General features: G+C 38.7%; 26 protein-coding genes and 1 other RNA gene. 17 read left to right on the forward strand and 10 right to left on the reverse strand.

Annotated elements, in window-relative coordinates; all coding sequences use genetic code 11:
- Position 1 precedes the first annotated feature (1 nt).
- From OOZ15_RS16015 to OOZ15_RS16040, 6 genes are all read left to right on the forward strand, one after another.
- Positions 2-1,273 (forward strand): DUF6161 domain-containing protein, encoded by a 1,272-nt coding sequence (locus OOZ15_RS16015; protein ID WP_265957450.1) that lies wholly within the window; start codon positions 2-4, stop codon positions 1,271-1,273.
- A gap of 193 nt (positions 1,274-1,466) precedes the next feature.
- On the forward strand, positions 1,467-2,141 hold the full coding sequence (locus tag OOZ15_RS16020; RefSeq protein WP_265957451.1) for a DUF433 domain-containing protein: 675 nt from the start codon (positions 1,467-1,469) through the stop codon (positions 2,139-2,141).
- A gap of 20 nt (positions 2,142-2,161) precedes the next feature.
- A complete protein-coding gene (locus OOZ15_RS16025) occupies positions 2,162-2,554 on the forward strand; it encodes a PIN-like domain-containing protein (RefSeq protein ID WP_265957452.1) in 393 nt (130 codons plus the stop codon).
- Between the two features lie 3 nt (positions 2,555-2,557).
- The gene (locus OOZ15_RS16030; protein ID WP_265957453.1) at positions 2,558-3,793 is read left to right on the forward strand and encodes a restriction endonuclease subunit S; all 1,236 of its coding nucleotides are present in this window, start codon (positions 2,558-2,560) and stop codon (positions 3,791-3,793) included.
- On the forward strand, positions 3,790-5,313 hold the full coding sequence (locus tag OOZ15_RS16035) for a class I SAM-dependent DNA methyltransferase (RefSeq protein WP_265957454.1): 1,524 nt from the start codon (positions 3,790-3,792) through the stop codon (positions 5,311-5,313). The genes OOZ15_RS16030 and OOZ15_RS16035 overlap by 4 nt, the downstream gene beginning before the upstream one ends.
- 274 nt (positions 5,314-5,587) lie before the next feature.
- Positions 5,588-6,346 (forward strand): glycosyltransferase family protein, encoded by a 759-nt coding sequence (locus OOZ15_RS16040; RefSeq protein WP_265957455.1) that lies wholly within the window; start codon positions 5,588-5,590, stop codon positions 6,344-6,346.
- 71 nt (positions 6,347-6,417) lie between these two features.
- On the opposite strand, the gene OOZ15_RS16045 is transcribed toward OOZ15_RS16040, so the two are convergent.
- On the reverse strand, positions 6,418-6,633 hold the full coding sequence (locus OOZ15_RS16045) for a hypothetical protein (protein WP_265957456.1): 216 nt from the start codon (positions 6,631-6,633) through the stop codon (positions 6,418-6,420).
- A gap of 138 nt (positions 6,634-6,771) precedes the next feature.
- Between OOZ15_RS16045 and OOZ15_RS16050 the strand changes: the two genes are divergently transcribed.
- Entirely contained in the window at positions 6,772-7,206 is a 435-nt protein-coding gene (locus OOZ15_RS16050; RefSeq protein ID WP_265957457.1) for a hypothetical protein, read from the forward strand.
- A 175-nt stretch (positions 7,207-7,381) separates the two neighbouring features.
- Here OOZ15_RS16050 and OOZ15_RS16055 read toward each other — a convergent pair whose 3' ends face one another.
- Complete coding sequence (locus OOZ15_RS16055; RefSeq protein ID WP_265957458.1) at positions 7,382-8,101, reverse strand: peptidylprolyl isomerase; 720 nt, start codon at positions 8,099-8,101, stop codon at positions 7,382-7,384.
- Between OOZ15_RS16055 and OOZ15_RS16060 the strand changes: the two genes are divergently transcribed.
- On the forward strand, positions 8,102-8,749 hold the full coding sequence (locus OOZ15_RS16060) for an NUDIX hydrolase (RefSeq protein ID WP_265957459.1): 648 nt from the start codon (positions 8,102-8,104) through the stop codon (positions 8,747-8,749).
- A 50-nt stretch (positions 8,750-8,799) separates the two neighbouring features.
- Positions 8,800-9,603, forward strand: coding sequence for a lysophospholipid acyltransferase family protein (locus tag OOZ15_RS16065; protein ID WP_265957460.1), 804 nt, complete (start codon positions 8,800-8,802; stop codon positions 9,601-9,603).
- Between the two features lie 12 nt (positions 9,604-9,615).
- Here the strand turns inward: OOZ15_RS16065 and OOZ15_RS16070 are convergent, their stop codons facing one another.
- The 6 genes from OOZ15_RS16070 to xerD all read right to left on the reverse strand — a co-directional run bounded on the left by OOZ15_RS16070 (position 9,616) and on the right by xerD (position 14,366).
- A complete protein-coding gene (locus OOZ15_RS16070; RefSeq protein ID WP_265957461.1) occupies positions 9,616-10,119 on the reverse strand; it encodes a VOC family protein in 504 nt (167 codons plus the stop codon).
- The gene (locus OOZ15_RS16075; protein ID WP_265957462.1) at positions 10,116-10,511 is read right to left on the reverse strand and encodes a DUF1801 domain-containing protein; all 396 of its coding nucleotides are present in this window, start codon (positions 10,509-10,511) and stop codon (positions 10,116-10,118) included. The genes OOZ15_RS16070 and OOZ15_RS16075 overlap by 4 nt, the downstream gene beginning before the upstream one ends.
- A gap of 145 nt (positions 10,512-10,656) precedes the next feature.
- Positions 10,657-11,943, reverse strand: coding sequence for a serine hydrolase domain-containing protein (locus tag OOZ15_RS16080; RefSeq protein WP_265957463.1), 1,287 nt, complete (start codon positions 11,941-11,943; stop codon positions 10,657-10,659).
- Positions 11,944-12,122: 179 nt separating this feature from the next.
- Positions 12,123-12,749, reverse strand: coding sequence for a DUF8845 family protein (locus tag OOZ15_RS16085; protein ID WP_265957464.1), 627 nt, complete (start codon positions 12,747-12,749; stop codon positions 12,123-12,125).
- Entirely contained in the window at positions 12,746-13,240 is a 495-nt protein-coding gene (locus tag OOZ15_RS16090; RefSeq protein WP_265957465.1) for an RNA polymerase sigma factor, read from the reverse strand. Before OOZ15_RS16090 ends, OOZ15_RS16085 begins: the two co-directional genes overlap by 4 nt.
- 223 nt (positions 13,241-13,463) lie before the next feature.
- Positions 13,464-14,366: a site-specific tyrosine recombinase XerD gene (gene xerD / locus OOZ15_RS16095; protein WP_265957466.1), complete on the reverse strand. Its 903-nt coding sequence runs from the start codon at positions 14,364-14,366 to the stop codon at positions 13,464-13,466.
- 177 nt (positions 14,367-14,543) lie between these two features.
- Between xerD and OOZ15_RS16100 the strand changes: the two genes are divergently transcribed.
- The 3 genes from OOZ15_RS16100 to OOZ15_RS16110 all read left to right on the forward strand — a co-directional run bounded on the left by OOZ15_RS16100 (position 14,544) and on the right by OOZ15_RS16110 (position 16,222).
- The gene (locus OOZ15_RS16100; protein WP_265957467.1) at positions 14,544-15,155 is read left to right on the forward strand and encodes a porin family protein; all 612 of its coding nucleotides are present in this window, start codon (positions 14,544-14,546) and stop codon (positions 15,153-15,155) included.
- Between the two features lie 78 nt (positions 15,156-15,233).
- Positions 15,234-15,647 (forward strand): type II 3-dehydroquinate dehydratase, encoded by a 414-nt coding sequence (aroQ, locus tag OOZ15_RS16105; protein ID WP_265957468.1) that lies wholly within the window; start codon positions 15,234-15,236, stop codon positions 15,645-15,647.
- Between the two features lie 80 nt (positions 15,648-15,727).
- Positions 15,728-16,222: a hypothetical protein gene (locus tag OOZ15_RS16110; RefSeq protein WP_265957469.1), complete on the forward strand. Its 495-nt coding sequence runs from the start codon at positions 15,728-15,730 to the stop codon at positions 16,220-16,222.
- A 171-nt stretch (positions 16,223-16,393) separates the two neighbouring features.
- On the opposite strand, the gene OOZ15_RS16115 is transcribed toward OOZ15_RS16110, so the two are convergent.
- A complete protein-coding gene (locus OOZ15_RS16115; RefSeq protein WP_265957470.1) occupies positions 16,394-16,783 on the reverse strand; it encodes an acyl-CoA thioesterase in 390 nt (129 codons plus the stop codon).
- 4 nt (positions 16,784-16,787) lie between these two features.
- Complete coding sequence (locus OOZ15_RS16120) at positions 16,788-17,840, reverse strand: glutaminyl-peptide cyclotransferase (protein ID WP_265957471.1); 1,053 nt, start codon at positions 17,838-17,840, stop codon at positions 16,788-16,790.
- 90 nt (positions 17,841-17,930) lie between these two features.
- On the opposite strand from OOZ15_RS16120, the gene ffs reads away from it, so the two are divergent.
- The 5 genes from ffs (at position 17,931) to OOZ15_RS16145 (ending at position 25,306) form a co-directional block, all read left to right on the forward strand.
- An RNA gene (ffs, locus tag OOZ15_RS16125) (signal recognition particle sRNA small type) lies at positions 17,931-18,029 on the forward strand.
- An 80-nt stretch (positions 18,030-18,109) separates the two neighbouring features.
- Positions 18,110-19,429, forward strand: coding sequence for a tRNA lysidine(34) synthetase TilS (tilS, locus tag OOZ15_RS16130; RefSeq protein ID WP_265957472.1), 1,320 nt, complete (start codon positions 18,110-18,112; stop codon positions 19,427-19,429).
- Positions 19,422-21,443 carry a protein-disulfide reductase DsbD family protein gene (locus OOZ15_RS16135; protein WP_265957510.1) on the forward strand — a complete coding sequence of 674 codons (2,022 nt, stop codon included), beginning with the start codon at positions 19,422-19,424 and terminating at the stop codon, positions 21,441-21,443. Before tilS ends, OOZ15_RS16135 begins: the two co-directional genes overlap by 8 nt.
- Positions 21,444-21,527: 84 nt before the next feature.
- Positions 21,528-23,369, forward strand: coding sequence for a CocE/NonD family hydrolase (locus OOZ15_RS16140; RefSeq protein WP_265957473.1), 1,842 nt, complete (start codon positions 21,528-21,530; stop codon positions 23,367-23,369).
- Positions 23,370-23,662: 293 nt separating this feature from the next.
- Positions 23,663-25,306, forward strand: coding sequence for a solute:sodium symporter family transporter (locus OOZ15_RS16145; RefSeq protein ID WP_265957474.1), 1,644 nt, complete (start codon positions 23,663-23,665; stop codon positions 25,304-25,306).
- Positions 25,307-25,527: the final 221 nt, after the last annotated feature.

Below are 25,527 nucleotides of genomic sequence, written 5' to 3' on the forward strand. Positions count from 1 at the left end.
TATGACAATAAAAGAACTCAAATCAGCCATACAAAATGCACAATCCCCTGATTGGTTTAAAAGTGCTACATTAAGCCTTAGCTTCACCACTATTGGGCTAGCCGAAAGCCTCGAAAGTTTTACTAGTATTTATCTATATTTTCAGAAACAAAAGGAAGGCTGGGACAACCTTGACAATATTCCTCCAACACTTCAAAACTCAGTTAATTTTTTCATCAACACATTAAACAACTTAGACCGAATTGTTGCAAATTCTGAAACTTGGAATGAGAATCAACTTGTCAATCAGTGGAATAATATTTCTAGAACAGTTACAGTCAATCATACAAAGATTGTTTATACTTATGATTGTCCTCAAACTGAGTTTTTGATTAAGGTCAATATCGAACAACCAGAATATAATCAAGATGTATTCAATTTTCTGAATGCGCTAGGGATCAATCAAAATATAGCACCTAACACCGCAAAAAGTTTCACAGCTTATTTGATGGCGTATGAATTTATTCAAAAAGACCACACTCTAATTACTGAAAGACGCAATGCGGAAAAAGCCTCAATCACAAGACTACGTAACGATTTTAATAAATATCTGAATAAATCGGAAAAGCATTTAAATGAATACCTTGACGAAGCAAAGCAAAAAGGTGAAGATTACGCCAAAGCTATTGATGAAACCAAAGAAACCAAAGAAACAGCATACGACACTTGGTTTAATGCAGCTAAAGATAAGCATGATAATTTTATTTCTGACACTGAAAAACACCGTTCAGATTTAGAAAAAACATACAGAGAATTATTAAGATTAAAATCACCTGCCGAATTTTGGAGCAAAAGAGCTATAGCCTTAAAACGTGATGGAAAAAAATATATGGCGTGGTTGGTTGCTTTAGTGGTTTTTGCTGCCGGACTGTTGTATTTTGTATTGGGTGCTATTTCTAACGATTCTATTAGTTTGATATTTAAAAATGTAGGAACCGCTATAAAATGGTCAATTGTTTTCATTTCGTTTCTTTCTCTACTGGCTTATGGAATTAAAATTTTAGCTAAATTGAGTTTTAGTTCATTCCATTTGGCAAGAGATGCTGAAGAAAGAGAACAACTAACCTATTTGTATTTAGCACTACGAAAAGATGGAAATGTAGAAGATGGCGACAGGCAGATGGTTTTACAAGCGTTGTTTAGCAGAGCCGATACTGGATTATTAAAAGACGTATCTTCCCCTTCTATGCCCGGAAGCGCGACAAATGTTGTTGAAAAAATCATGATGAAGTAATGAAAGAAGATTGGATTGAATGTACTTTGGGGGATATTGCTATAATTTATAACGGAAACAGTACCAATTGTTTGACACGGATATGGATTCTATTATCAATAAATTAAATGAAGTATTGGCAGCTTAATGTTAAATGTGCTATTTTAATAACAAAAACATCATAAATTTGAATTTGATAACACAAAACAACTTAATGAACTTCGAAAATGCACCTAAATTAGGAATTGGTATTTATACGGCTAGTGAAATAGCCCAAATACTTCGTGTGCCATATCAAAAGGTGTATACTTGGATGAATAAGTATTGGGATGGTAAATTAGGGAAAATATACGGTTCTAAATACTCTTGGCAAATGCATGGCACAAGAGCAGTGAGTTTTCACACATTTGTAGAATTCTATATAATGATGTTGTTATCTGAAGCCGGGGTTAAACCAAAAGAAGTGCTCAACGCTCACAAAGAATTAATGGAAATGTTCAAAACCCCTTTTCCTTTTGCGAAAAAAAAGGTTTTGGAAAGCCTCAGAAGTGATGGTAAAAAAATCTTTTTTGAAACCAACTCTGATACAATACTACAACTTGACGGCACTAAACAGTTCAATTTAAGTATTGTCAAGAAGTTTTTTGTGAACCTTGATTTTGACAATAATGACCTTGCTACCAGATTTTGGCCTATAGGAAAAGATAAATCAATTCTGGTAGACCCCAAAAGAAGATTTGGTCATCCTGTAATCGATGGAAAAAATATCTTTCCAGAGATAATCCACAAACACCATAGTGCCGGAGATCCCGTAAACTATATTGCTCATGTTTACGGACTTACAGAAGACGAAGTAAATCATGCTATTGAATTTTGTACTGCAGCATGATTATTTATCTTGACGAAAATATGCCCAAGCATCTAGCGGATGGTTTCAACACCATTCAAGCTCCAGAAAATCTAAAGACCGGTAATAATATTGAGGTTAAGTATTTACCTGATGTTTATGGCTATGGCGCAAAAGATATTGATTGGATACCCAAGGTAGGTAAACAAAAAGCTTGCGTTATAACACAAGATATTAATATTACTAGACGAAAAGATGAACTGGAATTATATAAAAAGAATAATGTGGGGCTGTTTTTGTTAAGAGGACCAAGCAAGAAGAAAGGACTTGCCATTATGGAAATGGTAGAAGCTATTGCTAAAAATTGGAAAGAAATATGTGATATTGCCATAAAAGGGAATAAACCTTTTGCATATACCTTTACATTGAGGGGAAAAATGAAAAAGCTACCTTAAAAGATGACAAAACAAGATTGGGCAGAGTGTTGCTTTCAAGACTTATTGGATTACGAACAACCAACAAGATATATAGTTAAAAGCACCAAGTATAATGACAGTTATAAGACACCTGTTTTAACTGCCGGTAAAACTTTTATTAAAGGGTACACCAATGAAACTGATGGTGTTTTCGACAATTTACCAACTATAATTTTTGATGATTTTACAACTGCTTCACAATTTGTAAATTTTAAATTTAAAGTAAAATCATCTGCAATGAAAATACTTGTGCCAACCAGCAAATTGGTGAATATACCTTTTGTTTATTATGCAATGCAGGTAAATCAAGTTAGAAGCGATACACATAAGAGATATTGGATTTCGGTTTTCTCAAAAAAGAAGTTCCTTTTACCACCTTTACCAGAAAAACACGCCATCGTCCAAAAAATAGAAACCCTCTTTAGCAGTCTGGACAACGGTATAGCCGACCTTAAAAAAGCCCAAGACCAACTTAAAACCTATCGCCAAGCCGTACTTAAAAAGGCGTTTGAGGGAATTGAGGAATTAGTTCCTTTAAATGAATGTGGTGAATGGAAAGGTGGTGGTACACCAAGTAAAAGAATAAATGAGTATTGGGAAAATGGTGATATTCCTTGGGTTAGTTCACGTGATGTAAAAACAAAAGAAATTCACGATACAGAAAGGCACATTACAGAATTAGCAATACCAAATTCTAGTACTAAATGGATAGAAAAAGAATCTCTTTTATTTGTAATGAGAAGTGGTATTTTAAGAAGAATATTCCCTATTGCAATTGCTAAAAGAAGACTGTGCGTAAATCAAGATATACAAACAGTTTTTCTAAATGAAAATTGGTATTCGGAATATGTTTATTGGTATTTATTAGGAAATGAATCTGATATACGACATTCCTGTTCAAAAGACGGAACAACTGTTGAGAGTATTGATGCAAATTCATTAAAATCATATCAGGTTCCCTTATGTTCAATCCAAGAACAACACCGCATCGTCCACGAAATAGAAAGCCGCCTATCGGTTTGTGATGCCGTAGAGCAAAACATAGCGGACAGCCTCGAAAAAGCTCAAGCCCTACGCCAAAGCATCTTGAAAAAAGCCTTTGAGGGCAAGCTGCTTAGTGAAGAAGAAATAGCAAAGTGCAAACAGCATAAGGATTATGAGCCGGCTTCGGTTTTATTAGAAAAAATTAAAGCAGAAAAAAACAAAAATAAAGAATGACAGATTCAACAATCATATCAAAAATATGGAACCTAGCCAACGTACTACGCGACGATGGCGTAGGTTATGGAGATTATTTAGAACAAATTACCTATTTGCTGTTCTTAAAAATGGCAGATGAGCTTAACAAACCGCCCTATAACAAAGGTTTAAAATTCCCTAAACTAAAAGACGTAGAAGGCAACGAACAGCCTGATGCCGAAACCTGCAATTGGGAAACGCTGTCAAGCAAGCGCGGTGCCGAATTGGAAGCTTTTTACAGTCAGTTGTTGCGTACCCTTTCCACAGAAAAAGGCATGCTCGGGCAAATTTTTACCAAAAGCCAAAACAAAATTCAGGATCCGGCCAAACTGCTCAGGGTTATCGATATGATAGATCGCGAAGATTGGAATATGATGGGCGCGGATATTAAAGGTAAAATTTACGAAGGTTTATTACAGAAAAATGCCGAAGACACCAAAAGTGGTGCCGGCCAGTATTTTACGCCCCGTGCCCTGATAAAAACCATGGTGGCTTGTGTACAGCCCAAGCCGCTAAAAACCATTGCCGATCCGGCCTGTGGCACGGGCGGTTTCTTTCTGACCGCTTACGATTGGATTACAAAACACAATAAACTGGATCGAGAAGAGAAAGAGTTTATAAAAAACTCGACTTTTCACGGAAACGAAATTGTAGCCAATACCCGCCGAATGTGTTTAATGAATATGTACTTGCACAACATTGGTGAAATAGATGGAGAATCATATATAAGCCCTAATGATGCCTTGATAGCAGATGATGGAAAACGCTTTGATTATGTGTTGGCAAACCCACCTTTTGGCAAAAAAAGTAGTATGACAATCACCAATGAAGAAGGTGAAGCAGAAAAAGAAGATTTAAGTTACAACCGTCAAGACTTTTGGGAAACCACATCAAACAAACAACTCAACTTTTTGCAGCACATAAAAACCATGCTAAAAATAAATGGCGAAGCTGCGGTGGTATTACCTGACAATGTGTTGTTTGAAGGTGGTGCAGGAGAGGAAGTGCGCAAGCAGTTGATGAAAACAACAGAGTTGCATACTGTTTTCCGATTACCGACAGGAATATTTTATCGCCCGGGAGTAAAAGCCAATGTTTTGTTTTTTAACAACAAGCCCGCAAGCAAAGACCCGTGGACAAAAGAGATTTGGTTTTATGATTACCGCACCAATGTTCACCATACCTTAAAGAAAAAAACCATGACTGAGGCCGATTTGGCTGAGTTTGTCAAACTTTATAATCCCGGTAACATCAACAAACGTAAAGAAACTTGGAGTGTAGAAAATGAAGAGGGCAGGTGGCGTAAATACAGTTATGAAGAAATCATGGCGAGGGACAAAACCAGTTTGGATATTTTTTGGCTAAAAGACAAGAGTTTGACCGATTTAGATAATTTACCGGATCCGGACATTTTAGCAAGTGAAATAATTGAAAACATCGAATCCGGACTAAATAGTTTCAGGGAAATCATGGAAACGATAAACGGGGAAATAGAATAAATCAACGCTTTATGCTAGTGGAAAATCAGCTCCGAAAAGTCTCCCGACTTTGAGGGTCAACATTCCAACAAACCCAATAAAACAAATTTCCAATCTTTAATTTTAAACCTTAAACCACCAATCAAACCGCAAAAATCCCTTAAGGTTTTGAAACTTTATAGCGTTTTGTTTCCTTATTACAACCTCTTTTTGTAATATAAATACGCTGTTTATAGGAAATTAATGATATAAGTTATATGTTTATACGTAGTAATAAACCTAAATAATTTATAATATGAATCAAACTTATGAGACCGGCCATGCTATAAATGTGGCCAACCTACAGAAAATGATCGAACAAATTTCCGTGTTCGGAGCCTACAATCCATCGGTAGAGGAGTTAAAAAAAGAAAACCTCACACAGTTGTACACCAAGGCGACGGAAGTCTTAAACAAGGTGGAAGAAAAACGCACCATCAACAAGCAAGCCATCCACGCCAGACAGGATGCCTATGAAGAGCTGAGACCAACCACCACAAGGATCGTCAACCATCTGGACATTCTCAATCTTCCCGATGGGGATTTTGCCCAGGCCAAGTCCTTAAACAACCTGATCCACGGCAATAGAAAGAGGGGCGGAGCGTTAAAAAAAGATCCAGTGGATGTTTTTAGCGACGAGCCAGCCGGCGTGGGGGCAAAAGGAACAACCACCACAGTCTCAACCTCCCGCCAATCCTATACACAATTGGCAGACAATTTTTCAAAATTGTTACAACTGTTGGAAAACATACCCAGCTATAATCCCAATATAGAAGAGCTAAAATTGGAAGAATTAAAAAACTTTCAAACAACCATGGTCGAAAGCACCAAAGCCGTAGACCAAACCGAAGCCGAACTCAACGCCGCACTAATAGAGCGAAACGAGTTGTTGTATGCCGAAGACACCGGCTTGTATGACATTGCCTTGGATGTAAAAAAATACGTCAAAAGTGTATATGGTGCTACCGCTCCAGAGTACACCAAGGTGTCCGGGATAAAATTTACAAACCCTTAATACATAATAACAAACCCAATTTAACAGGAACAGACCCCAATTTTACTTTGGGGCGTTCCTATGTTACTTTCTTACATCCCCATTTTACTTTTTTGCATCCCTACTTTACTTTGTAGTATCCCCATTTTACTTTTTTGTATCCCTATTTTACTTTTCTGCATCCCTACTTTACTTTGTAGCATCCCTATTTTACTTTTCTGCATCCCTACTTTATTTTGTAGCGCCCCCATTTTACTTTCTTGCATCCCTAATTTACTTTGTAGCGTCCCCGTTTTACTTTCTTGCATCCTTAATTTATTATGAAAACTTCCCACTTCTAACCTCTAACTTCCTATATGGAATATTAAATTTTTGTGCTTAAAACATCTTTATTGTGCATTGGGCTCGTATATCTTACAAGTAGGAACTTACAAAAATTAATTAAAATGAAAACAAGAACAATATTGAATGTAGCATTATTAGCCGGATTTTTAGGCGTTGCCCAAACCGGATTTTCTCAAGAACTTAATGTTGAGCAAGCTACAGAAGTCAATGCTGAGGTAAAAACCGATGCAGCTACTGATGCCGTAGAAATGGCCACCGAAAAAAAGGAGGCTGCACTTGAAAAAGCTACAGAAGTAAAAGAAGCTGCAGTAGAAAAAGCAGCTGAAAAGAAAGAGGCCGCTGTTGAAACAGCCGTTGAGACTGAAGAAGAAGCCAAAGCAGAAGCTACAGAAAAATCTACCGAAACAGTAGATGCCAAAGCTGAAATGGATTCTGAAGTAGAAACAAAGGTTGAAGCCAAAAAAGCAGAAGTAGAGACAAATGCAGAGACAAAAGCTGACGTAAAAGCAAAAAAGGATGAATCTAAGCGTAAATAATAGCTAAGAATTCCCTTTTTAAAAATAAAAAAAGCTGTTTCTAAACTATAGAAGCAGCTTTTTTGTTACCTGAAAACAACCCAAGCTCCCTTTAAAAACACCTGTCATCGGTCACCTGCTCTCCGACTTATTCACAACTTTCCACTTCTAACTTCGTATTTCTAATTTCTTATTTTCACTCCACAATCTCCACAGACTCAATGATCACGTTTTTCATCGGCCATTCTCCTTCATCAGTAGGCACGTGGTTGATTTTATCCACCACATTCATTCCGGAGATCACCCTGCCAAAGGCGGTGTACTTTCCATCGAGGTGATACGACCCCGGACGGGTGGTCACGATAAAGAATTCGTAGGGAGAAGCCAGTTTATGCGGATTGCTCACATCGTCACTGCTGGGCATGGAGATTACGCCACGGTGGTGCTTAAAACCCTTTCGGGTGTCGGGAGGCAATAAATACAGTCCGATACTGTCCCTCTTTTTTGCGGTAGAAAGCATATCGGTATTCCCACCCTGAATGATAAAATTCTTCACCACCCGGTGGAAATAGGTATTGTTGAAATATTTCTTTTTGGTCAGATAGATAAAGTTCGCTCTGTGATAAGGCGTTTGCTCATAGAGATCAACCACAAAACTCCCCATGGAAGTATTGATCTTAACGATGTGTTCTTTGTGTTCCTTTTGGTATTCAAAGAAAAAAGGGATTGCGTTTTCATCAGTCAGTCTAAAGGGTTCTTCCTCCTTTTCTTCTTCTTTAACCGTAGCAGAATCTACAGCAATGGTATCTTTAACAACAGTTTGCTCTGTTTTGGTCTTTTTTTTGGAAGTTTCACCACAAGCCGATAAAATAAATAATAGTAATATTGTAGCTATCTGATAACAATATGTCCGCATATGAAGTTTGATAATTTTTACGATTTGATCCCAAAAATAAAAAATATGCCACTCCCCGGGCAAGATTCCCACAACAAAATGACACCTTTGTTCAGAATCGAATACATGAACCAAATCGATCTCAATGAAATCGACGTCAAGCAATCGGCTGTGGCAGCACTGTTTTACCCGGCTACAGACGGACAAACCCGTTTTTTGTTGATTCTGCGGAAAGCCTACAATGGCGTACATTCCAATCAGGTTGGATTTCCGGGTGGGAAAGTAGAGGAGGAAGACAGAAACCTTGAAGACACAGCCCTGCGGGAAACCCAAGAAGAAGTAGGGGTGGACCCGGAGGATATTCAACTGATAAAAAAACTAACACCCTTATACATTCCGCCGAGTAATTATATGGTACATCCTTTCTTGTGCGTTTCTGAAAAGCCGTTGCGTTTTGTTCCCGAGGAAGAGGAAGTAGAAGAGATCATAGAAGCCTCTTTTTCCGATTTGATAGATGAAAACACGGTTTGTAAAGAAAATATTACAACATCCTATGCTGAAAATATGGAGGTACCCACCTTTAAATTAAATCGTTATACCGTTTGGGGAGCTACCGCTATGATGTTGAGCGAGGTTAAAGAAATGTTTAAAGAACTGAGCAATGCCTAAGTTTTCGTATTTTTGTCGCTTTGTAAACACTAGCATATAACTACAACTAAATGGGATTATTCAAAGAAAATCCTTTTGGACATATTTTATTTTTAAAGAAATGGCTTATCCGCATTGCAGGGGTCATGACGCATAGAAGGTACCGGGGGTTTAACGAATTGCAGATCGAAGGGTCTGAAGTAATCAAAAACCTACCCGATACCGGAGTACTTTTCGTATCCAATCACCAAACCTATTTTGCGGATGTGGTGGCTATGTTCCACGTGTTTAATGCAAGTTTGAGCAATCGGGGAGACAGTATCAAGGATGTTAGTTACCTATGGCAGCCCAAACTCAATATTTATTATATAGCCGCCAAGGAAACCATGAAATCGGGGCTATTGCCAAAAATATTGGCTTATGCGGGGGCGATTACGGTAGAGCGTACATGGAGGTCTAAAGGAAAAGAGGTAAAAAGGGAAGTCAACCCCAATGATACAGAAAGTATAGGCATAGCTTTGGAAGACGGTTGGGTGATCACATTTCCGCAGGGGACAACGCGCCCCTGGAAGCCTATCAGAAAGGGAACGGCCCATATCATCAAACAATACAAACCCATTGTGATCCCGGTGGTGATAGACGGATTCAGAAGATCGTTTGACAGAAAAGGACTCCGGGTAAAGAAAAAAGGGATACTACAATCGATGGTCATCAAAGAGCCTCTGGAAATTGATTATGATAACGAATCCATCGACGAAATCGTTGAAAAAATTGAATACGCCATAGAACAGCATCCTTCATTCCTCAAAGTAATTCCTGAGAAAGAAATAGAAGAGATGGAAAGTCTAAACCAAAACCGGAAATGGCGTTATTGATGGTTAGCACCTTCATTTCTCTTTAATCTCACTCAATAAATCAATAAGGTTCAGCGGTCTGGTATACATAGCTATGGAGCCATCATCTTTGGTAGGCCATTGATCCCGGGGTCTGTCCCAGTAGAGTTCAACACCATTTCCATCGGGATCATCAAGGTATAAAGCTTCAGAAACCCCGTGGTCTGACGCACCTGTAAACGGATAATCAGCTTTTTGCAATCGCTGGAAGATCGTGGCAAGGTCTTTTCGAGTAGGATATAAAATGGCAGTATGAAAAAGTCCGGGTGTATTTTTGGGAGCCGGTGGTGCATTTTTGCTGTACCAGACGTTCAAACCAATATGATGGTGGTATCCTCCTGCGGAAATAAAAGCGGCATCAGTGCCATAGGTAGTAATCAGTTCAAACCCTAACAAGCCGCAATAAAAGTCAAGGGACCGTTGTATATCGGCTACTTTTAGATGTATGTGTCCGATTCGGGTTTTTGCCGGTATTTTATAGTCGCTTTCAGCTTTCATTTCTTCTTTTTTAGCTGTTTGTCAACCTTAACTGCATCAAAGATATAAGTCTTCAGAAGGTCAACATCAATCGCTTTGATGTCCGTAAAAGTTTTGCTGTACACTTGTTTTCTACCCCCTTTGTCGAGATAATTGAGTTCATCTTGCAATAAGTTACCATTACAAAAACCCAATTGCACTCCTGCTTTTACTTTTCCCCAAGGAACAGACGAAGGCCATATAAAGCATATTCTTGCGTGTCGGTAATAAAAAGGAACATTATAGGATAGCTTTTCAGTACAACCGGGGATACATTCAAGAATGATGCGCCGCAGGTAGTCAACAATCTTTCTTTCGTTGTCGGGCAGATAGTCGAGAAAGTCGTCTACCGTGTCAAAATCTATATTTTGCATCTTATTTGCTCCCTATTTTTTCACGTACTTAGTGAGTAAACCATTAAGGAGTTAATGTAATTAAGGTATTTTTTAAGCAACTTAATGTCTCTTAATGCCTTAATGGTTTTTATTTTCAGATATTTAATTAATAATCGAACTCAGGCTAATCAATTAATGCCTGATAGATCAATGCTCTTAATTTATTGTGATCGTCGAGTCCGCCGTCAGGGATCAGTTGCGTGAAATAAACCACCACAAGCTCTTCCTGAGGATCCACCCAATACGTAGAATGATAGGCTCCGCCCCAACCATATTCTCCTTCCGATCCCAACAGGCCTCTAGCGCCCAGATCTTCCACCACGGAAAAGCCCAAACCAAAACCGGTACCTCCAACCCAAGGAAAAGACGCCTCAGTCAAGTGATTGACGGTCATGAGTTCTACTGTTTTAGGGGAGATGATACGTTTTCCGTTAAGCTCTCCACCATTCAGCATCATTTGAAGGAACTTTGCATAATCCATTGCGGTACTTAGAAAACCAGCACCCCCGGAAAAACTCATTCGGGGTCCGTCTACATATTCCCCCTGACCAACCATACCACCCGGAGCGGGAGCTTTTTTCAAGTCATCTTCAGCCGGAGAATAAACAACGGCCAGGCGTTCTTCTTTATTTTTTGGAAGGTAAAAATGCGTATCGTTCATTCCCAAAGGGTCAAGGATACGTTTTTGAAGGAATTTGTCAAGAGGTTCCCCCGATACCACTTCAATCAATGCACCGAGGATATCGGTGTTGTATCCATATACAAATTTTTCTCCCGGTTGGGATTCAAATGGTAGATCGGCCATTCTTTTCACGGTTTCCAGGATGGGTTCGTTCCGGTCTGCAAAATACCAGCCTTGTATCTTTGCTTTTTCCCAAAGATCGGCTGCGATTCCACCTCCATATCCAATTCCTGAAGTGTGTGTGAGTAAGTCGCGGATGGTAATGGGTCTCTTGGCTTTTACAATTTCATAACCGCCGTCTTCTTTTGGTTCTGCAACGGTGGTTTCCTGAAAATCGGGAATATATTTCCCTACCGGATCGGTGATCAATAGTTTGCCTTCTTCTTGAAGCATCATGATGCCAACACTTACGATGGCTTTTGTTTGGGAGGCGATACGGAAAATGGAATTCTTTTCCATTAAAGTGTTGTTTTCAATATCACTCCTTCCAAAAGCATTAAAATAGGCGATCTGTCCCCGTCTTGCTACCAAGGCCACTCCACCCGATAATTTTGAGTTGTCTGCGTACTGTTCAAGGGTGTTGGTTAAAAACTCAAGCCTTTCCGAAGACATCCCCACTTTTTCGGGAGCTACTTCTTCTAATGTCTGGGCAGAGAGGTTAGAGAGGTTGAAATAGAATGTAAATGCTAAAAGAAATGCGATGAGCTTCGCTGAATGTTTTGTATTCATGGAGGTTGGTTTTTTAATGAATTATAAATGATCCTCAATAGGGTTTTGTTTTTTCTATTGATAAACCGAAGATAAAAAATTTGTGTGGAATTGACACCAAAATTTCAATCCCGATGGCCATCGGGATTAAATTCCAAGCACCAAATTCCAAAACCTTGAACTTTAAATTTTAAACCCCATTACTCATCTCCCTCCATCTTTTTCAGGTGTTTATAATTCCGTTTCAGGCGTTTCAGCAAAATTCCGTAGAGCAGGTAATAGATAGCGAGGAAAACACCAAGGATCAAGGCTGTAGCCACAATGGCGATCAGTATGAAAGTAAAATATTCTTTCAGTTTTTCCGAACTTGAGAGTTGTTCCCAATCCTCATTTAATTGGATAAAAGTCGCGGTAAGACTAATAATGGAAATAATACCCCCAAGGCAAATATTGATAAGAATATAGAGTTTAACGGTGCGTCGGGCTTTTAAAATACTTTTCATCAATTCTTTAACTGATGCGGTTGTGGAAATCTGTTGGTAGTTCTTAAAAAAGCGATAGATAAAATAGATAATAATGGGAATGGTTATAAGGTATATGAAATCCATAAAACGGGGCAGCGGAAATTCTTTTTCATAAGATGGGTGATAAAAGATAGCCACCAAAATCCCGAGGCCTAGCTCTATGATGCTGATATAAAAGATCCACTTTACATATGAAGATGACTTTTTCAACATCATCTTATAGATATCATCATGGGAAAGCTTAGGAAACTCCTGTTCCCTTTTTTTCCAGTCCTTTTTTAAAAGTTCCAACTCATCCATCATGGATTCAATATTTTTTTAAGTTTTGTCTTGATCCTGTTCATTTTAACCCGTGCGTTTACATCGGTTATTCCCAGGGTTTCTGCAATTTCTTTATAGTTCTTATCTTCCAGATATAAAAAAACAAGGGCTTTTTCAATATCGTTAAGCTGTTTGATAGCTTGATACATCAATTTTAGCTGCTGTTCTTCGGTATCGTCATATTGTCGTGCTTTTACTTTGTGAATTACACTGTCATATCCCTGTGTTTTAATCTGTCTTTTCGACTTTCTGTAGAGTGTGATGGCAGTGTTTAGTGCGATTCGGTACATCCACGTGCTGAATTTCGCATCTCCTCTAAATTTAGGATAGGCTTTCCAAAGCTGGATGGTAATTTCCTGGAATAAATCGTTATGTGCATCAGGAGAATCAGCATATATCCTGCATATTTTATGCACAATATTCTGATTTTTCTCCAGTTCACTTACAAATTTATGTTCCAGTTCTTGCGTCACTAATATAGGTTGGTGGTCTGTTCAATTAGTTGCCAAAGTTAATGGAATGTTACATTTATCGTAAAATTTTGTTGGGAAATTGGTTTTGAATACAAAACATCAAATTCAAATCCCCCTCCGGCTTCCCCAAAGGGGGGAGGAAATGTCACACTGGATTGCACATCCCTGATTAGAGTTGACCGTTTTTCAAAATTTCTAATTTCGTATTTCCCATCTTCCGGTTTTATAAATTTTTCCTCGGATGGAATTCATCAATGGCTTTGGCCAAGTCTTTTCTGTTCAGGTGCATATAAACCTCGGTAGTGGTAATGCTTTCATGTCCCAACATTTGTTGGATCGCCCTCAAATCAGCACCACCCTGAAGCAAATGAGTGGCAAAAGAATGCCGGAAGGTATGCGGACTGATATTTTTCTTAATACCGGCTTTTTCCGTAGTTCGTTTTATCACGGTAAATATCATGGCGCGGGTAAGGCCTTTTCCCCGACGGTTTAAAAACACATGATCTTCATATCCTTTTTGAACATTGATATGCGGACGAATTTCCTTTAAATAGATATTGATGTATTTCATCGCTATAGGCGCTATGGGAACAAAACGCTGCTTATTGCCCTTACCGCTTACTTTGATAAACCCTTCATCAAAAAAGAGGTCTGAAATTTTAAGGTTGACCAATTCAGAGACCCGTAGTCCACAACTGTACATGGTTTCGAGCATAGTTCTGTTGCGTTCACCTTCCGGGGTGCTGAGATCTATGGCAGCGATAATGGTGTCAATTTCTTCAGGAGAAAGGGTGTCGGGAAGTTTACGACCTATTTTTGGAGATTCGATAAGCTCCAAAGGATTGTCTTTGCGGTAATCTTCAAAGATCAAGTAGTTAAAAAAACTTTTTAAACCCGAGATCAATCGGGCTTGGGTACGGGCACTGACGGATTTTGCAGCTTCGTATATAAATTGTTGCAGGGTTTCTGAAGTGATGCTAATAGGAGAGCCCGCCATATCATTTTCTTCCAGATAAAGGATGAGTTTCCGGATATCCATACAGTAATTATTGATGGAATTATAAGAAAGCCCTCTTTCTATTTTTAAATAGTTTTTATAATCTTCTACAGCGGTTTTCCACTTCATGGGTTAAAGATATTTAATATTTGTGGATCAAATAAATGTAAGATTTTAAGACTTTCATCTAGTTGATTATCATAAACTTGAAAATGAAATATTCATTTTATTGAGGATAATATTTGTTTTTTAAATTATTTTGTGTGTACATTTATCACAATTACTGATTTAAAAAAGACCCAAAAAATGAAAAAACTATTACTTGTAGCTGTGGCTACTATTGGATTTGTGTTTGTCTCTCAAGCACAGGAAGTAAAGTTTGGAGTTAAAGCAGGTATAAACATTGCTAATTTAACCGGTGCTGATGAAGATATTGATGCAAGAACTTCACTTCACATAGGAGGTGTTGTAGAATTCCCATTTTCAGAAAAGTTTGCGCTTCAACCTGAATTGTTATTCTCTTCCCAAGGAGCTAAAGTTAGTGAAAGTGAAGAAGGCAATAGTTATGAAAGAAAACTCAAACTCAACTATCTAAATATTCCTGTCATGGCAAAACTGTATTTGACAAAAGGATTCAGTTTGGAAGCGGGACCACAGGCAGGTTTTTTATTGTCTGCCAAGGATAAATGGGAAGCAACATTCGGAACATCAGAATCTTATGAAGATGATATTAAAGATCAGTTGAAAGAAATAGATTTAAGTTTTAACTTTGGATTAGGATATAAATTAGAAAATGGATTGTTCTTTAGTGGTAGATATAATTTAGGATTTTCTGATATATCGGATTTTGAAGAAGAAGGAGATGATGATAAAGTTAAGAACGGTGTTTTCCAATTATCTGTTGGATTTATGTTCTAAAAAAAATTAAGCAGTTATAATTTTAACGGAAGCTTCGGCTTCCGTTTTTTTATGCCTTAAATTATTATCTTTACCCTTATGAAGCGAATAATTATCATCAACGGACCCAACCTCAATCTACTAGGAAAGCGCGAACCGGAAATATACGGTTCGGAAACCTTTGAGGATTACCTTTCCATACTCAAAAAAAAATATAGCGACCATCAAATAGATTACTATCAAAGTAATGTAGAAGGGGAGATTATCAATAAACTGCACGAAGTTGGTTTTAGTTATGATGGTATCATCCTCAACGCCGGGGCTTATACGCATACTTCAGTAGCTATTGGTGACGCCCTAAAAGGAATTGAGACACCCGTTGTAGAATTACACATCTCCAACACCTTTTCGAGGGAAGATTTCAGGCATGTGTCCTATATCTCGCCCAATGCCAAAGGGGTTATCCTCGGTTTCGGCATGCAAGGGTATGAGTTGGCCATTTCCAGTTTTTAATAGTAATGCTAAAGTAATTTTATTCTTTATCAATTATTTTTTTCTGTATTTTAGGGGAATAATTAAAACTCAAATTAATCATGAAAAAATTATTGCTTGTAGTTATAGCTACGCTCGGAATCGCGTTTACGACGAATGCCCAAAGTTTCAGCTTAGGGGCACATTTAGGAATACCTGTTGGTGATGCTTCAGATTTTTCTAATTTTAATGCAGGGGTAGATGCAACCTATTTTGTAATGGATTTTCCTGCAGTCGATCTGGGGATTAGCTCCGGATATACTCATTTTTTCACTGAAGATTATGAAGAAGGCGGTATTGAAGTATCTGTAGATGATATTTCTTTTATTCCTATCGCGGCAAGTGCACGTGCATCACTAGGTAGTTTACTTATAGGCGCCGATTTGGGATATGGAATTGGTGTTAATGACGGTAATGATGGCGGATTGTACTATCAGGGGAGGTTTGGTTTTGGTTTGCCATTGGTAGATATTTATGCATACTATAAGGGATTTAGTATTGATGATGCTGATGTAGATATTAATTCTTTAGGAGTAGGGGCGGCGATTAAGCTGTAATCCATCCATATATAATATAAAGAGGCTGTCTAAAAAGCTGTGATCCAGATGTCATGCTGAGCCTGTCGAAGCATAATATATTGAAGTTCAATATGTCTTCGACCCCCGAAGCGTCGGGGCAGACTGACAGATCAAATTCACTAAGAGCTTTTTAGACAACCTCTTGTTTTTTTAATTAAACAAATCCATAAGCTCCTGTGTGAGTCGGATGGGGCGTTTACTTTCTTTACTTAGCAGACACCATTCGGTTGTGGAACTTAAGATCAGCTTTTGGTTTTTTAGATTGTACACTTCAACTTTCCGGATCGATTTTACGCCTTCCGACTTGTCAATATAGGTTTTCAATAACAATTCGTCGTCCAAAAACGCCTGTCCTTTGTATTCAATATAATGGGTGAGGATCATCCAGATATAATTGTCCAGCATTTCAGTGGAAGCCCTTGTTTGCCAATGCTCTTTCGCAATATCCTGGATCCATTGCACATAACGCACATTGTTGACATGCTGTAAATCATCCAGATCGTCTTCTACTACTTTTATCGTTTTTTCAAATACGTTCAACAGCCTATTTTTCTATGATTTTGACTTCGAAGAGCTTGCTCCAGTTCTTTCCGGTTACAAAAAAGGTTTTCCGTCCCGGGTGATAGGCAATTCCGTTAAGGACATCAAGATCGTCGTGTTGTTTTACCTTTTCCTTTAATCCGCCGAAATTAATGGCCCCTATAATCGCCCCGGTTTTGGCATCGATGATCATAGCACTGTCTTTGAGATATACGTTGGCATAAATCAATCCGTCTACATATTCCAGTTCATTGGCTTTATTATATACTGAAGTATTGGTCACCGTTTCTATAAAATCTTCTTCCATCAGGGTTTCTGGGTTTAGGATCCAGATTTTATCACTTCCATCACTTTTATAGATTTTTTCGTTATCATGGGTGAGTCCCCAACCCTCTTTGCTTTTGTTGTATTTAAACGATCCCGTTTTTTCAAAAGTGTTCAGGTCGTACACAAAACCGATGCCTTTTTGCCATGTAAGCATGTAAATTTTATCATCTATGATGGTAATACCTTCCCCAAAATACATATTGTCCAGATCAATTTTCTTTAAAACTTCTCCGGTTTTATAATCTACTTTACGTAATGATGACAATCCTTTCCTTCCGGGATTCCCAGTACTTTCATAAAGCGTATCATTATAAAACTCCAATCCCTGTGTATAGGCTTTTATATCGTGTGGAAACTCATTAATGATTTCGTAGGTATATACTTTAGGTGCTTTGTTAGCCAAAACGGTAATGTCTTCACTGATATTAATGGTTTCCCCTTCAGAATAAACCGTAGCTTCCAGCTTTTGAATGCCTAATTTTTCTACATTAAGGGCATAAGAACCATTGTTAAGATCGATCTTTCTTCCGTTTAGGGTATATAAAACGGAGTCGATCGTTTTGTCTTTTTTGTTTTTGAGTTCGATTTGGATGGTGTTTCCCTGGTGAATTTTATTAGAATCCCCCTTTATTTTAAGGGAAAACAAATTTTTTGAAGATGAATTTGTAGCATTACATCCCCCTAGGGAAATCGCTAAAAAACTGATGATAAAAAACTTATAGAAATACATGCTTCTTTTTGAATTTTATGGCAAGGTATTTAATTAAATTAAGATTGTAAAATTATTGCTCATACTTTAAAAAGTTTGTAAATTTGCACCCGGCAAGTCCTACACGACCAGCTCCTACAGAATCCCCCAGGGCGGGAACGCAGCAAGGGTATGTGGTTGTAGCGGTGCGATGTAGGTAGCTTGCCTTTTTTTATGCCTTTATTTTTGGATTCTACATACCTTCTTATTTCGTACTTCTAACTTCGTACTTCTTTATTTACCTTTGCAAGATGCTCAACGCTTTTAAAGAACATATCGAACAGCAATTTCCTTTCCTGAAGCCATCAAAATTGATGATTGCCGTGAGTGGAGGGATCGACAGTATGGTGCTTACACATCTGTGCCATCAACTGGGGATGGATGTGGTTGTTCTGCATTGTGATTTTCAGCTTCGGGGTCAAGCGAGCGATGAAGACGAACAGTTTATCAAGCAAAAGGCAGGGGAGATGAAGATTCCTTTTTACAGTACGGTTTTTGATACGGAAAATTATGCTGAGACCCATAAACTGTCCACGCAACTGGCCGCACGGGAATTGCGCTATCGCTGGTTCAGGGAGCAGAAAGAAGCTTTGAACTATGATTATTTATTAACGGCCCATCATGCAGACGACAATCTGGAAACTTTTTTGATCAACCTTAGCCGTGGTACCGGACTTGACGGACTTACGGGAATTCCAGAGATCAATGATTATGTGGTGCGTCCGTTATTGCCTTTTTCGCGAGAGGGGATTCTTCAGTATGCATTAAACAATAAAATTGAGTGGCGGGAAGACAGCAGCAATGCCGAAACCAAATACCTGCGGAATAAACTGCGTCATGAAGTCATTCCGAAGTTGAAAGAGATCAATCCCACCTTACTTCAAAATTTTGAAAGCACCATCAATCATCTTAAAGGTTCATCACAACTCATTGAAAGGCGTGTTGAGAAATTGCGGAACAAACTATTTGAAAAGGAAGGGGAGACCTTTAAAATTTCAGTAAAAAAAATACAAAAATTGAAGCCGAAACAGGCTTATCTCTACGAACTTTTTAAGCCCTATGGCTTTAGAAAGGATATAGAGGATATTGAAAACCTGTTGGAGGCTCAAAGCGGAAAACAATTATTTTCAGATACCCATCGCTTGCTTAAAGACCGGGAATTTATTCTGGTAGAACCTCTTGATGGCAAGCCTTTTAATGTAAGTTATTTTATTGAAGAAGGACAAAACCTTGTAAAAGAGCCATTCAAATTGTCGATAGGCTTTGTAGGGAAAATATCAGAGGCGGATAATAGTACAATTTACCTTGATAAAGAAACGTTAAAGTTTCCCTTAAAACTGAGGAAATGGGAAAATGGTGATTATTTTTATCCCTTTGGAATGAAGGGGAGAAAGAAAGTCAGTAAGTACTTTAAGGATCAAAAATTCTCTCTCATAGCCAAAGAAAAACAATGGTTGCTTTGTAATGGTGATGATAAAATTATCTGGATCGTGGGCCATCGGACAGACGACCGCTTTAAAGTGACCGAAACGACGAAACAAATCTTAAAAATAGAATACTTTGATACGTAATGTACTCGTAGCTTGCTTACTCTTTTTAACCGCTTTTGTCCATGCACAAGATCAGGTTACCTGGAGCACTTCCGTAGAAAAATTATCGGAAACGGAATACAACCTTGTTATCAATGCGGAAATTATCGAACATTGGCATTTGTATGCACAGGAGCAATCGATCGAAGAAGGGGTCATGGCTCCTAATCCTACTGAATTTACTTTTAAAAACCCTGGAGTAGATTATGAACTGATTGGTAGTGTGGAGGAAAGTGAGCCGATAACAGAATTTGATGAGGTTTTTGAAACTGATTTATCTTATTTCAACAATGAAGCTGTTTTTACGCAAAAGATCAAAGTTTTAAATCCGGACATCAAATCGGTTATTGCTTCGGTGGAATATCAGGCGTGTGATGACGAGCGTTGTATATTTAATGCAGTAGAATTGGGCTTTTCCATAGATGGTGGTCCTGTTGTTTTTGAAGATAAAGAGGTGGGCGAAAAGAGTTTGGATTTAGCAGCAAGTTTGGAATTACCACTTCAAAGCGTAGATTATATCTCATCTTCCGGTTCAAAATCGGAAGAGGGAAGTGGACTTACGGGACTGTTTGTCCTTGGTTTTCTGGGCGGACTCATAGCCTTGTTAACGCCTTGTGTTTTCCCAATGATTCCGTTGACGGTTTCATTTTTCACCAAACAATCGGGTGATAAAAAGAAGGGAATTACCAACGCCATACTGTACGGGGCGTTTATTGTCGGGATTTACCTTGTGTTGAGTATTCCGTTCCATTTTCTGGATTCCATCGCACCAGAGATATTCAATAACATCTCTACCAATGTGTGGTTGAACATTCTTTTCTTTGTCATATTTGTCTTTTTTGCCTTTTCTTTTTTCGGATATTACGAATTGACCTTGCCATCCTCATGGGGAAATAAAATGGACAAAGCTTCCAGTACCGGAGGGTTTATCGGGATCTTTTTTATGGCATTGACACTGGCTATCGTTTCTTTTTCCTGTACCGGACCTATTTTGGGATCGCTTTTGGCAGGTTCCTTGACCAGTGATGGAGGTGCAACCCAGCTGACCGTAGGAATGGGCGGCTTTGGTTTGGCTTTGGCCTTACCATTTGCCTTGTTTGCCTTGTTCCCGAATTGGCTGAATTCCTTACCGAAATCAGGGGGCTGGATGAACACCACCAAAGTCATTTTAGGATTTTTGGAATTGGCACTGGCGTTTAAATTCCTTTCCAATGCCGATCTGGTAGAGCATTGGGGGCTGCTGAAAAGGGAAATATTTATAGGAATCTGGATTGTGATCTTTGTGCTTTTAGCACTGTATGTCTTCGGAATTATCCGTTTTCCACACGATGGACCGAAAAAGAAATTAGGTTTCACCCGAATCGCTTTTGGGGTTTTGGTGGCAGCCTTTGTGATCTATCTCATTCCCGGACTTAAAAAAACATCAGAATCAAATTTAAAACTCCTTAGTGGTTTTCCGCCACCGGTATTTTACAGCATCTATCCGCAGGAAAGTGATTGTCCGCTTGGGCTCAATTGCTTTAAGGATTTTGAAGAAGGGCTTTCATACGCCAAAGCGAATAACAAACCCATTTTATTGGATTTCACCGGTTGGGCTTGTGTCAACTGCCGAAAAATGGAAGAAAACGTATGGAGCGAGCCCAGAATCTACAATCTGCTGAACGATGAATATGTGTTGATCTCTTTGTATGTGGACGATAGGAAACAGCTGCCGGAGGATCAGCAATTCAACTATAAAAATGGTAACGGTAAGGTAAAAGAAATAAGGACGATAGGGGATAAATGGGCGACTTTCCAGGCGATCAATTTTAAAACAGCGTCGCAGCCCTACTATATTTTGATGTCCCCCGATTTTAACATCTTGAATACGCCTCAGCAATACACAGATGATGCTACTTATTACGACTGGCTGAAAAAAGGTCTGGAGAACTTCAAAAAAGAAGATGAGGTGTTTAGTGTTGACAGCGAGTTTTCAGATGACAATGCGATTAATTAGATGTTAAAAACATCAGTAAGTAATTGTTTTATCCCAGATAATAATAAATTTGGGAAACTAAATAGCTAACTTAACTTAAGAGATATGAAAAAATTTCTTTTACTCTTCCTGTTGATTTCCTTCAGTTGTATCACAGCACAATCTGAATATGATGTCAAGGAACATTACAACAAACAGGAAGTGATGATCACCATGCGTGATGGCGTAAAACTTCATACCACGATTTTTAGTCCGAAGGATACCTCTAAAGAGTACCCGATTTTGATGAAACGAACTCCCTACAGTTGCAGACCTTACGGAGAAGACCAATTCAGTTCAAAGATCGGATCCAATGAAACCCTAATGAAGGAAGGGAATATTATTGTTTATCAGGATGTCCGTGGGCGTTGGAATAGTGAAGGGGTATACGATAATATGCGTGCCTATATTCCCAATAAAAAGAGAAAAGAGATCGATGAAGCTTCTGATACCTATGATACCATAGATTGGTTGGTGAAAAATGTGGATAACAATAACGGAAACGTGGGGGTTTGGGGGATTTCCTATCCCGGATTTTATTCTACCTATGCTTTGCTAAGTGATCACCCGGCACTAAAAGCAGTGTCTCCCCAAGCCTGTATTGGCGATTTCTTTTTTGATGATTTTCATCATAACGGGGCTTATCTGCTGAGCTATTGGAGGGCTACTTCGGCCTTTGGCTATATGAAAGACCAACCGACTAAAGAAAGCTGGTATTCTTTTCCTGAACTGGGAACACAAGACCAATATCAGTTCTTTTTGGATGCAGGGCCTTTGAGCAATCTCGATAAATATTACAAAAAAGACAATATCTTTTGGCAACAACTAAAGGATCATCCTAATTATGATGAATTTTGGAAGTCACGAGGAATCATTCAGCATTTAGAAGATATCAAACCTGCTACCATGATCGTGGGCGGTTGGTTTGATGCGGAAGACCTTTATGGCCCTTTGGAAACCTATAAAAACATCGAAAAAAGAAGTGATAATTACAATACTATTGTGATGGGACCATGGAGTCATGGTGATTGGGCGCGTACCAAAGAACGCCAGGCAATAGGAAATGTATATTTTGGGGATAATATTTCTAAATTCTTTCAAGGGGAGATAGAAACCAAATTCTTTAATCACTTTTTAAAAGAAGGCGGTAAAGCAGAGGAATCAGGTCTGCCGGAAGCTTATGTATACGATACCGGAAAAAACGAATGGAATCAATACGAAACCTGGCCACCGGAGAATACTGAAGAAAAAAGCTACGGCTTGGGACAACACCAAAGTATGGGCGAAGTGATGACCATGCAGTTTTCGTATGAAGAATTCGTGAGCGACCCTAAAAAACCGGTGCCGTACAGCGAAGACATCAAAATGGTGTTTACCCCAAGAAAATATATGACAGACGACCAGCGTTTTGCCGCCAGAAGACCGGACGTATTGGTGTTTGAAACCGATGTTTTGGAAGAGGATATGACCGTTGTAGGCGATATACTAGCAAAACTACAGGTTTCTACCACGGGAACGGCAGCTGATTGGGTAGTTAAAGTCATTGATGTTTTCCCACCCGATGCCAAAGATTTTGAAGAAACACAAGATTACCTAAAAATGAGCAATTACCACATGATGGTACGCAGCGAGGTGATGCGCGGACGTTATAGGAACAGCTTTGAAAAACCGGAGCCTTTTGTTCCCGATGAAGTGACTCCTGTAAATATTAAATTACAGGATGTGTATCACACCTTCAAAAAAGGACATAAAATGCAGGTTCAGATACAAAGTACGTGGTTCCCGTTGATTGATATCAATCCGCAGACCTATGTGGATAACATTTTTAAAGCAGAAGAAAAAGACTTTCAAAAGCAAACACACCGGATTTATAATTCATCCAGAATTGAGTTTAAGGTGTTGGAGTAATAAAGATTAAAGGTAAATCATTCCCAGAAAGGAGAATGTTCCAAAAGTATTTATGTAATGAGCCTGTCTGCCGTCAGGCAGGCTTGTCGAAGTGTATGTCGATATATTGAATAAGTCTTCGACAGGCTCAGTGTAACAATCTATTCTGAAATGATTTTTTATAATGATAAATAATTGCAACTCAAATTACATTTATCAACATAATACACTCAATTTGTTATTAAAATATCAAGCCTGTTTTACAGAATATGTTATATTCGCAATTCTGAATCAACTAAAACTATAGTATTAATATGGCAATTCTTTCCTTTGTAGGATTTACACTCCTCGTTGCGATAATCTCATATATAGCAACACGAAAAACAAACGAACATACTTCAGACGGATATTTTTTAGGTGGAAGAAGTCTTACTGCGGGGGTCATAGCAGGTTCCCTTTTGTTGACCAACCTTTCTACTGAACAGATAGTCGGACTTAACGGTTCGTCGTTTGCTAATGGTTTATCGGTAATGGCTTGGGAAACCCTGGCGGCCATCACCATGGTGGTAACGGCTGCTTTTTTGTTGCCTCGATACCTGAAAGGAGGGATTACCACAGTGCCACAATTCCTCGATGAGCGTTTTGATAAAACCACCAAAACAATTACTTCTGCCTTGTTTTTAACAGGATATGCAGTCGTACTTTTGCCTATCGTACTGTATTCCGGTTCGTTGGCGATCACTACCATGTTTGATATCCCGCAACTTTTAGGAGTTTCACACACCACTTCACTGTGGATATGTGTTTGGGGTATCGGTATCATTGGTTCTATCTACGCCATTTTTGGTGGATTGAAAGCCGTAGCGGTATCAGATACCGTAAATGCGGTAGGACTCCTTATCGGAGGCTTATTGATTCCTATATTCGGATTGATGTATGTGGGTGATGGTAGCGTGACAGAGGGTTTGTCAACATTGATGGAATCCAATCCGGAGAAGTTTAATTCTCTTGGAGATAAGACTTCAGAAGTGCCTTTTTCCACCCTTTTTACGGGTATGATGCTTGTAAACCTGTTTTATTGGGGAACCAACCAAGCGATTATCCAAAGGGCTTTGGGGGCCAAAAACCTAAAGGAAGGACAAAAAGGATTGCTCTTGGCTGCCTTTTTTAAAATTTTAGGGCCTGTTATTGTGGTACTTCCGGGGATTATAGCTTTTCATATTTTTGGAAATACCATAGAAAAAGATCAGGCTTATCCTAAATTGGTGGATTTAGTACTTCCAAGTGTGTGGATGGGCTTTTTTGCTGCAGTTTTGTTTGGAGCTATCCTGAGTTCGTTCAATAGTGCACTGAACAGCTCCGTGACCCTTTTCGGTCTGGATATTTACAAACAATATATCAACAAGGACGCTTCTGAACTCACTGTAGTTAAGTATGGAAAACGTTTTGGAATTGTTCTGGCCGTTTGTGCGATGCTTATCGCACCTTTGATTGCCAATGCAGGGGGGTTGTTTGCATACTTGCAGGAGGTTAACGGTATTTACAATATCCCGATCCTAACCATCATTGTGGTGGGTTACCTCACCAAGCGTGTACCCGCTATTGCAGCTAAAATCGGAATTATATCCGGAAGTTTACTGTATATTATCAGTCAGTTTATCGTTAAACCGATAATGGCCGATAGAGCTGTAGAAGCAGCAAAAGCTTCGGGAATTACCGATGCTGATAAACTCGCCGAAATTGCAACACTTTCCTATCCGCATTTTTTACATGTCATGGGGATACTGTTTGTAGTCAATGTATTGATTATGTTGATTATAGGGAGGTTATTTCCAAGAGAATCAGACTTCGAACTTAAATACACAAAACAAGTTAACATTGAACCTTATAAATTCCTGGCTCCGGTAGGTCTGGCTATTTGTGCTATCGTTGTCTTTATTTATGTGTATTTTGCTTAAATACACAATAACAAACAAGATAAAAATCGATTTACTAGGGGTGTCTAAAAGCCCTTGGTGAATTTGATTTGTCAGTCTGAGCCTGTCGAAGACGTATGGGTTTCAATAAATTTTACTTCGACTGTGCTTCGATAGGCTCAGTATAACATATAGTTATATTTCTTTTAGACCTTTTTTATATCGCAATACGTAGTTTAATTTCTTCATATCCATACTATTTT

Origin of the sequence: Galbibacter kalidii (genome assembly GCF_026241135.1) — a bacterium.
Classification (GTDB): Bacteria; Bacteroidota; Bacteroidia; order Flavobacteriales; family Flavobacteriaceae; genus Galbibacter.

Bases quoted from the DNA above. Each gene is read 5' to 3' on its own strand.
- OOZ15_RS16015 (WP_265957450.1), top strand. From the start codon at position 2: ATGACAATAAAAGAACTCAAATCAGCCATACAAAATGCACAATCCCCT.
- OOZ15_RS16020 (WP_265957451.1), top strand. From the start codon at position 1,467: ATGAACTTCGAAAATGCACCTAAATTAGGAATTGGTATTTATACGGCT.
- OOZ15_RS16025 (WP_265957452.1), top strand. From the start codon at position 2,162: ATGCCCAAGCATCTAGCGGATGGTTTCAACACCATTCAAGCTCCAGAA.
- OOZ15_RS16030 (WP_265957453.1), top strand. From the start codon at position 2,558: ATGACAAAACAAGATTGGGCAGAGTGTTGCTTTCAAGACTTATTGGAT.
- OOZ15_RS16035 (WP_265957454.1), top strand. From the start codon at position 3,790: ATGACAGATTCAACAATCATATCAAAAATATGGAACCTAGCCAACGTA.
- OOZ15_RS16040 (WP_265957455.1), top strand. From the start codon at position 5,588: ATGAATCAAACTTATGAGACCGGCCATGCTATAAATGTGGCCAACCTA.
- OOZ15_RS16045 (WP_265957456.1), bottom strand. From the start codon at position 6,633: ATGCAAGAAAGTAAAACGGGGACGCTACAAAGTAAATTAGGGATGCAA.
- OOZ15_RS16050 (WP_265957457.1), top strand. From the start codon at position 6,772: ATGAAAACAAGAACAATATTGAATGTAGCATTATTAGCCGGATTTTTA.
- OOZ15_RS16055 (WP_265957458.1), bottom strand. From the start codon at position 8,101: ATGCGGACATATTGTTATCAGATAGCTACAATATTACTATTATTTATT.
- OOZ15_RS16060 (WP_265957459.1), top strand. From the start codon at position 8,102: ATGAAGTTTGATAATTTTTACGATTTGATCCCAAAAATAAAAAATATG.
- OOZ15_RS16065 (WP_265957460.1), top strand. From the start codon at position 8,800: ATGGGATTATTCAAAGAAAATCCTTTTGGACATATTTTATTTTTAAAG.
- OOZ15_RS16070 (WP_265957461.1), bottom strand. From the start codon at position 10,119: ATGAAAGCTGAAAGCGACTATAAAATACCGGCAAAAACCCGAATCGGA.
- OOZ15_RS16075 (WP_265957462.1), bottom strand. From the start codon at position 10,511: ATGCAAAATATAGATTTTGACACGGTAGACGACTTTCTCGACTATCTG.
- OOZ15_RS16080 (WP_265957463.1), bottom strand. From the start codon at position 11,943: ATGAATACAAAACATTCAGCGAAGCTCATCGCATTTCTTTTAGCATTT.
- OOZ15_RS16085 (WP_265957464.1), bottom strand. From the start codon at position 12,749: ATGATGGATGAGTTGGAACTTTTAAAAAAGGACTGGAAAAAAAGGGAA.
- xerD (WP_265957466.1), bottom strand. From the start codon at position 14,366: ATGAAGTGGAAAACCGCTGTAGAAGATTATAAAAACTATTTAAAAATA.
- OOZ15_RS16100 (WP_265957467.1), top strand. From the start codon at position 14,544: ATGAAAAAACTATTACTTGTAGCTGTGGCTACTATTGGATTTGTGTTT.
- aroQ (WP_265957468.1), top strand. From the start codon at position 15,234: ATGAAGCGAATAATTATCATCAACGGACCCAACCTCAATCTACTAGGA.
- OOZ15_RS16110 (WP_265957469.1), top strand. From the start codon at position 15,728: ATGAAAAAATTATTGCTTGTAGTTATAGCTACGCTCGGAATCGCGTTT.
- OOZ15_RS16120 (WP_265957471.1), bottom strand. From the start codon at position 17,840: ATGTATTTCTATAAGTTTTTTATCATCAGTTTTTTAGCGATTTCCCTA.
- tilS (WP_265957472.1), top strand. From the start codon at position 18,110: ATGCTCAACGCTTTTAAAGAACATATCGAACAGCAATTTCCTTTCCTG.
- OOZ15_RS16140 (WP_265957473.1), top strand. From the start codon at position 21,528: ATGAAAAAATTTCTTTTACTCTTCCTGTTGATTTCCTTCAGTTGTATC.
- OOZ15_RS16145 (WP_265957474.1), top strand. From the start codon at position 23,663: ATGGCAATTCTTTCCTTTGTAGGATTTACACTCCTCGTTGCGATAATC.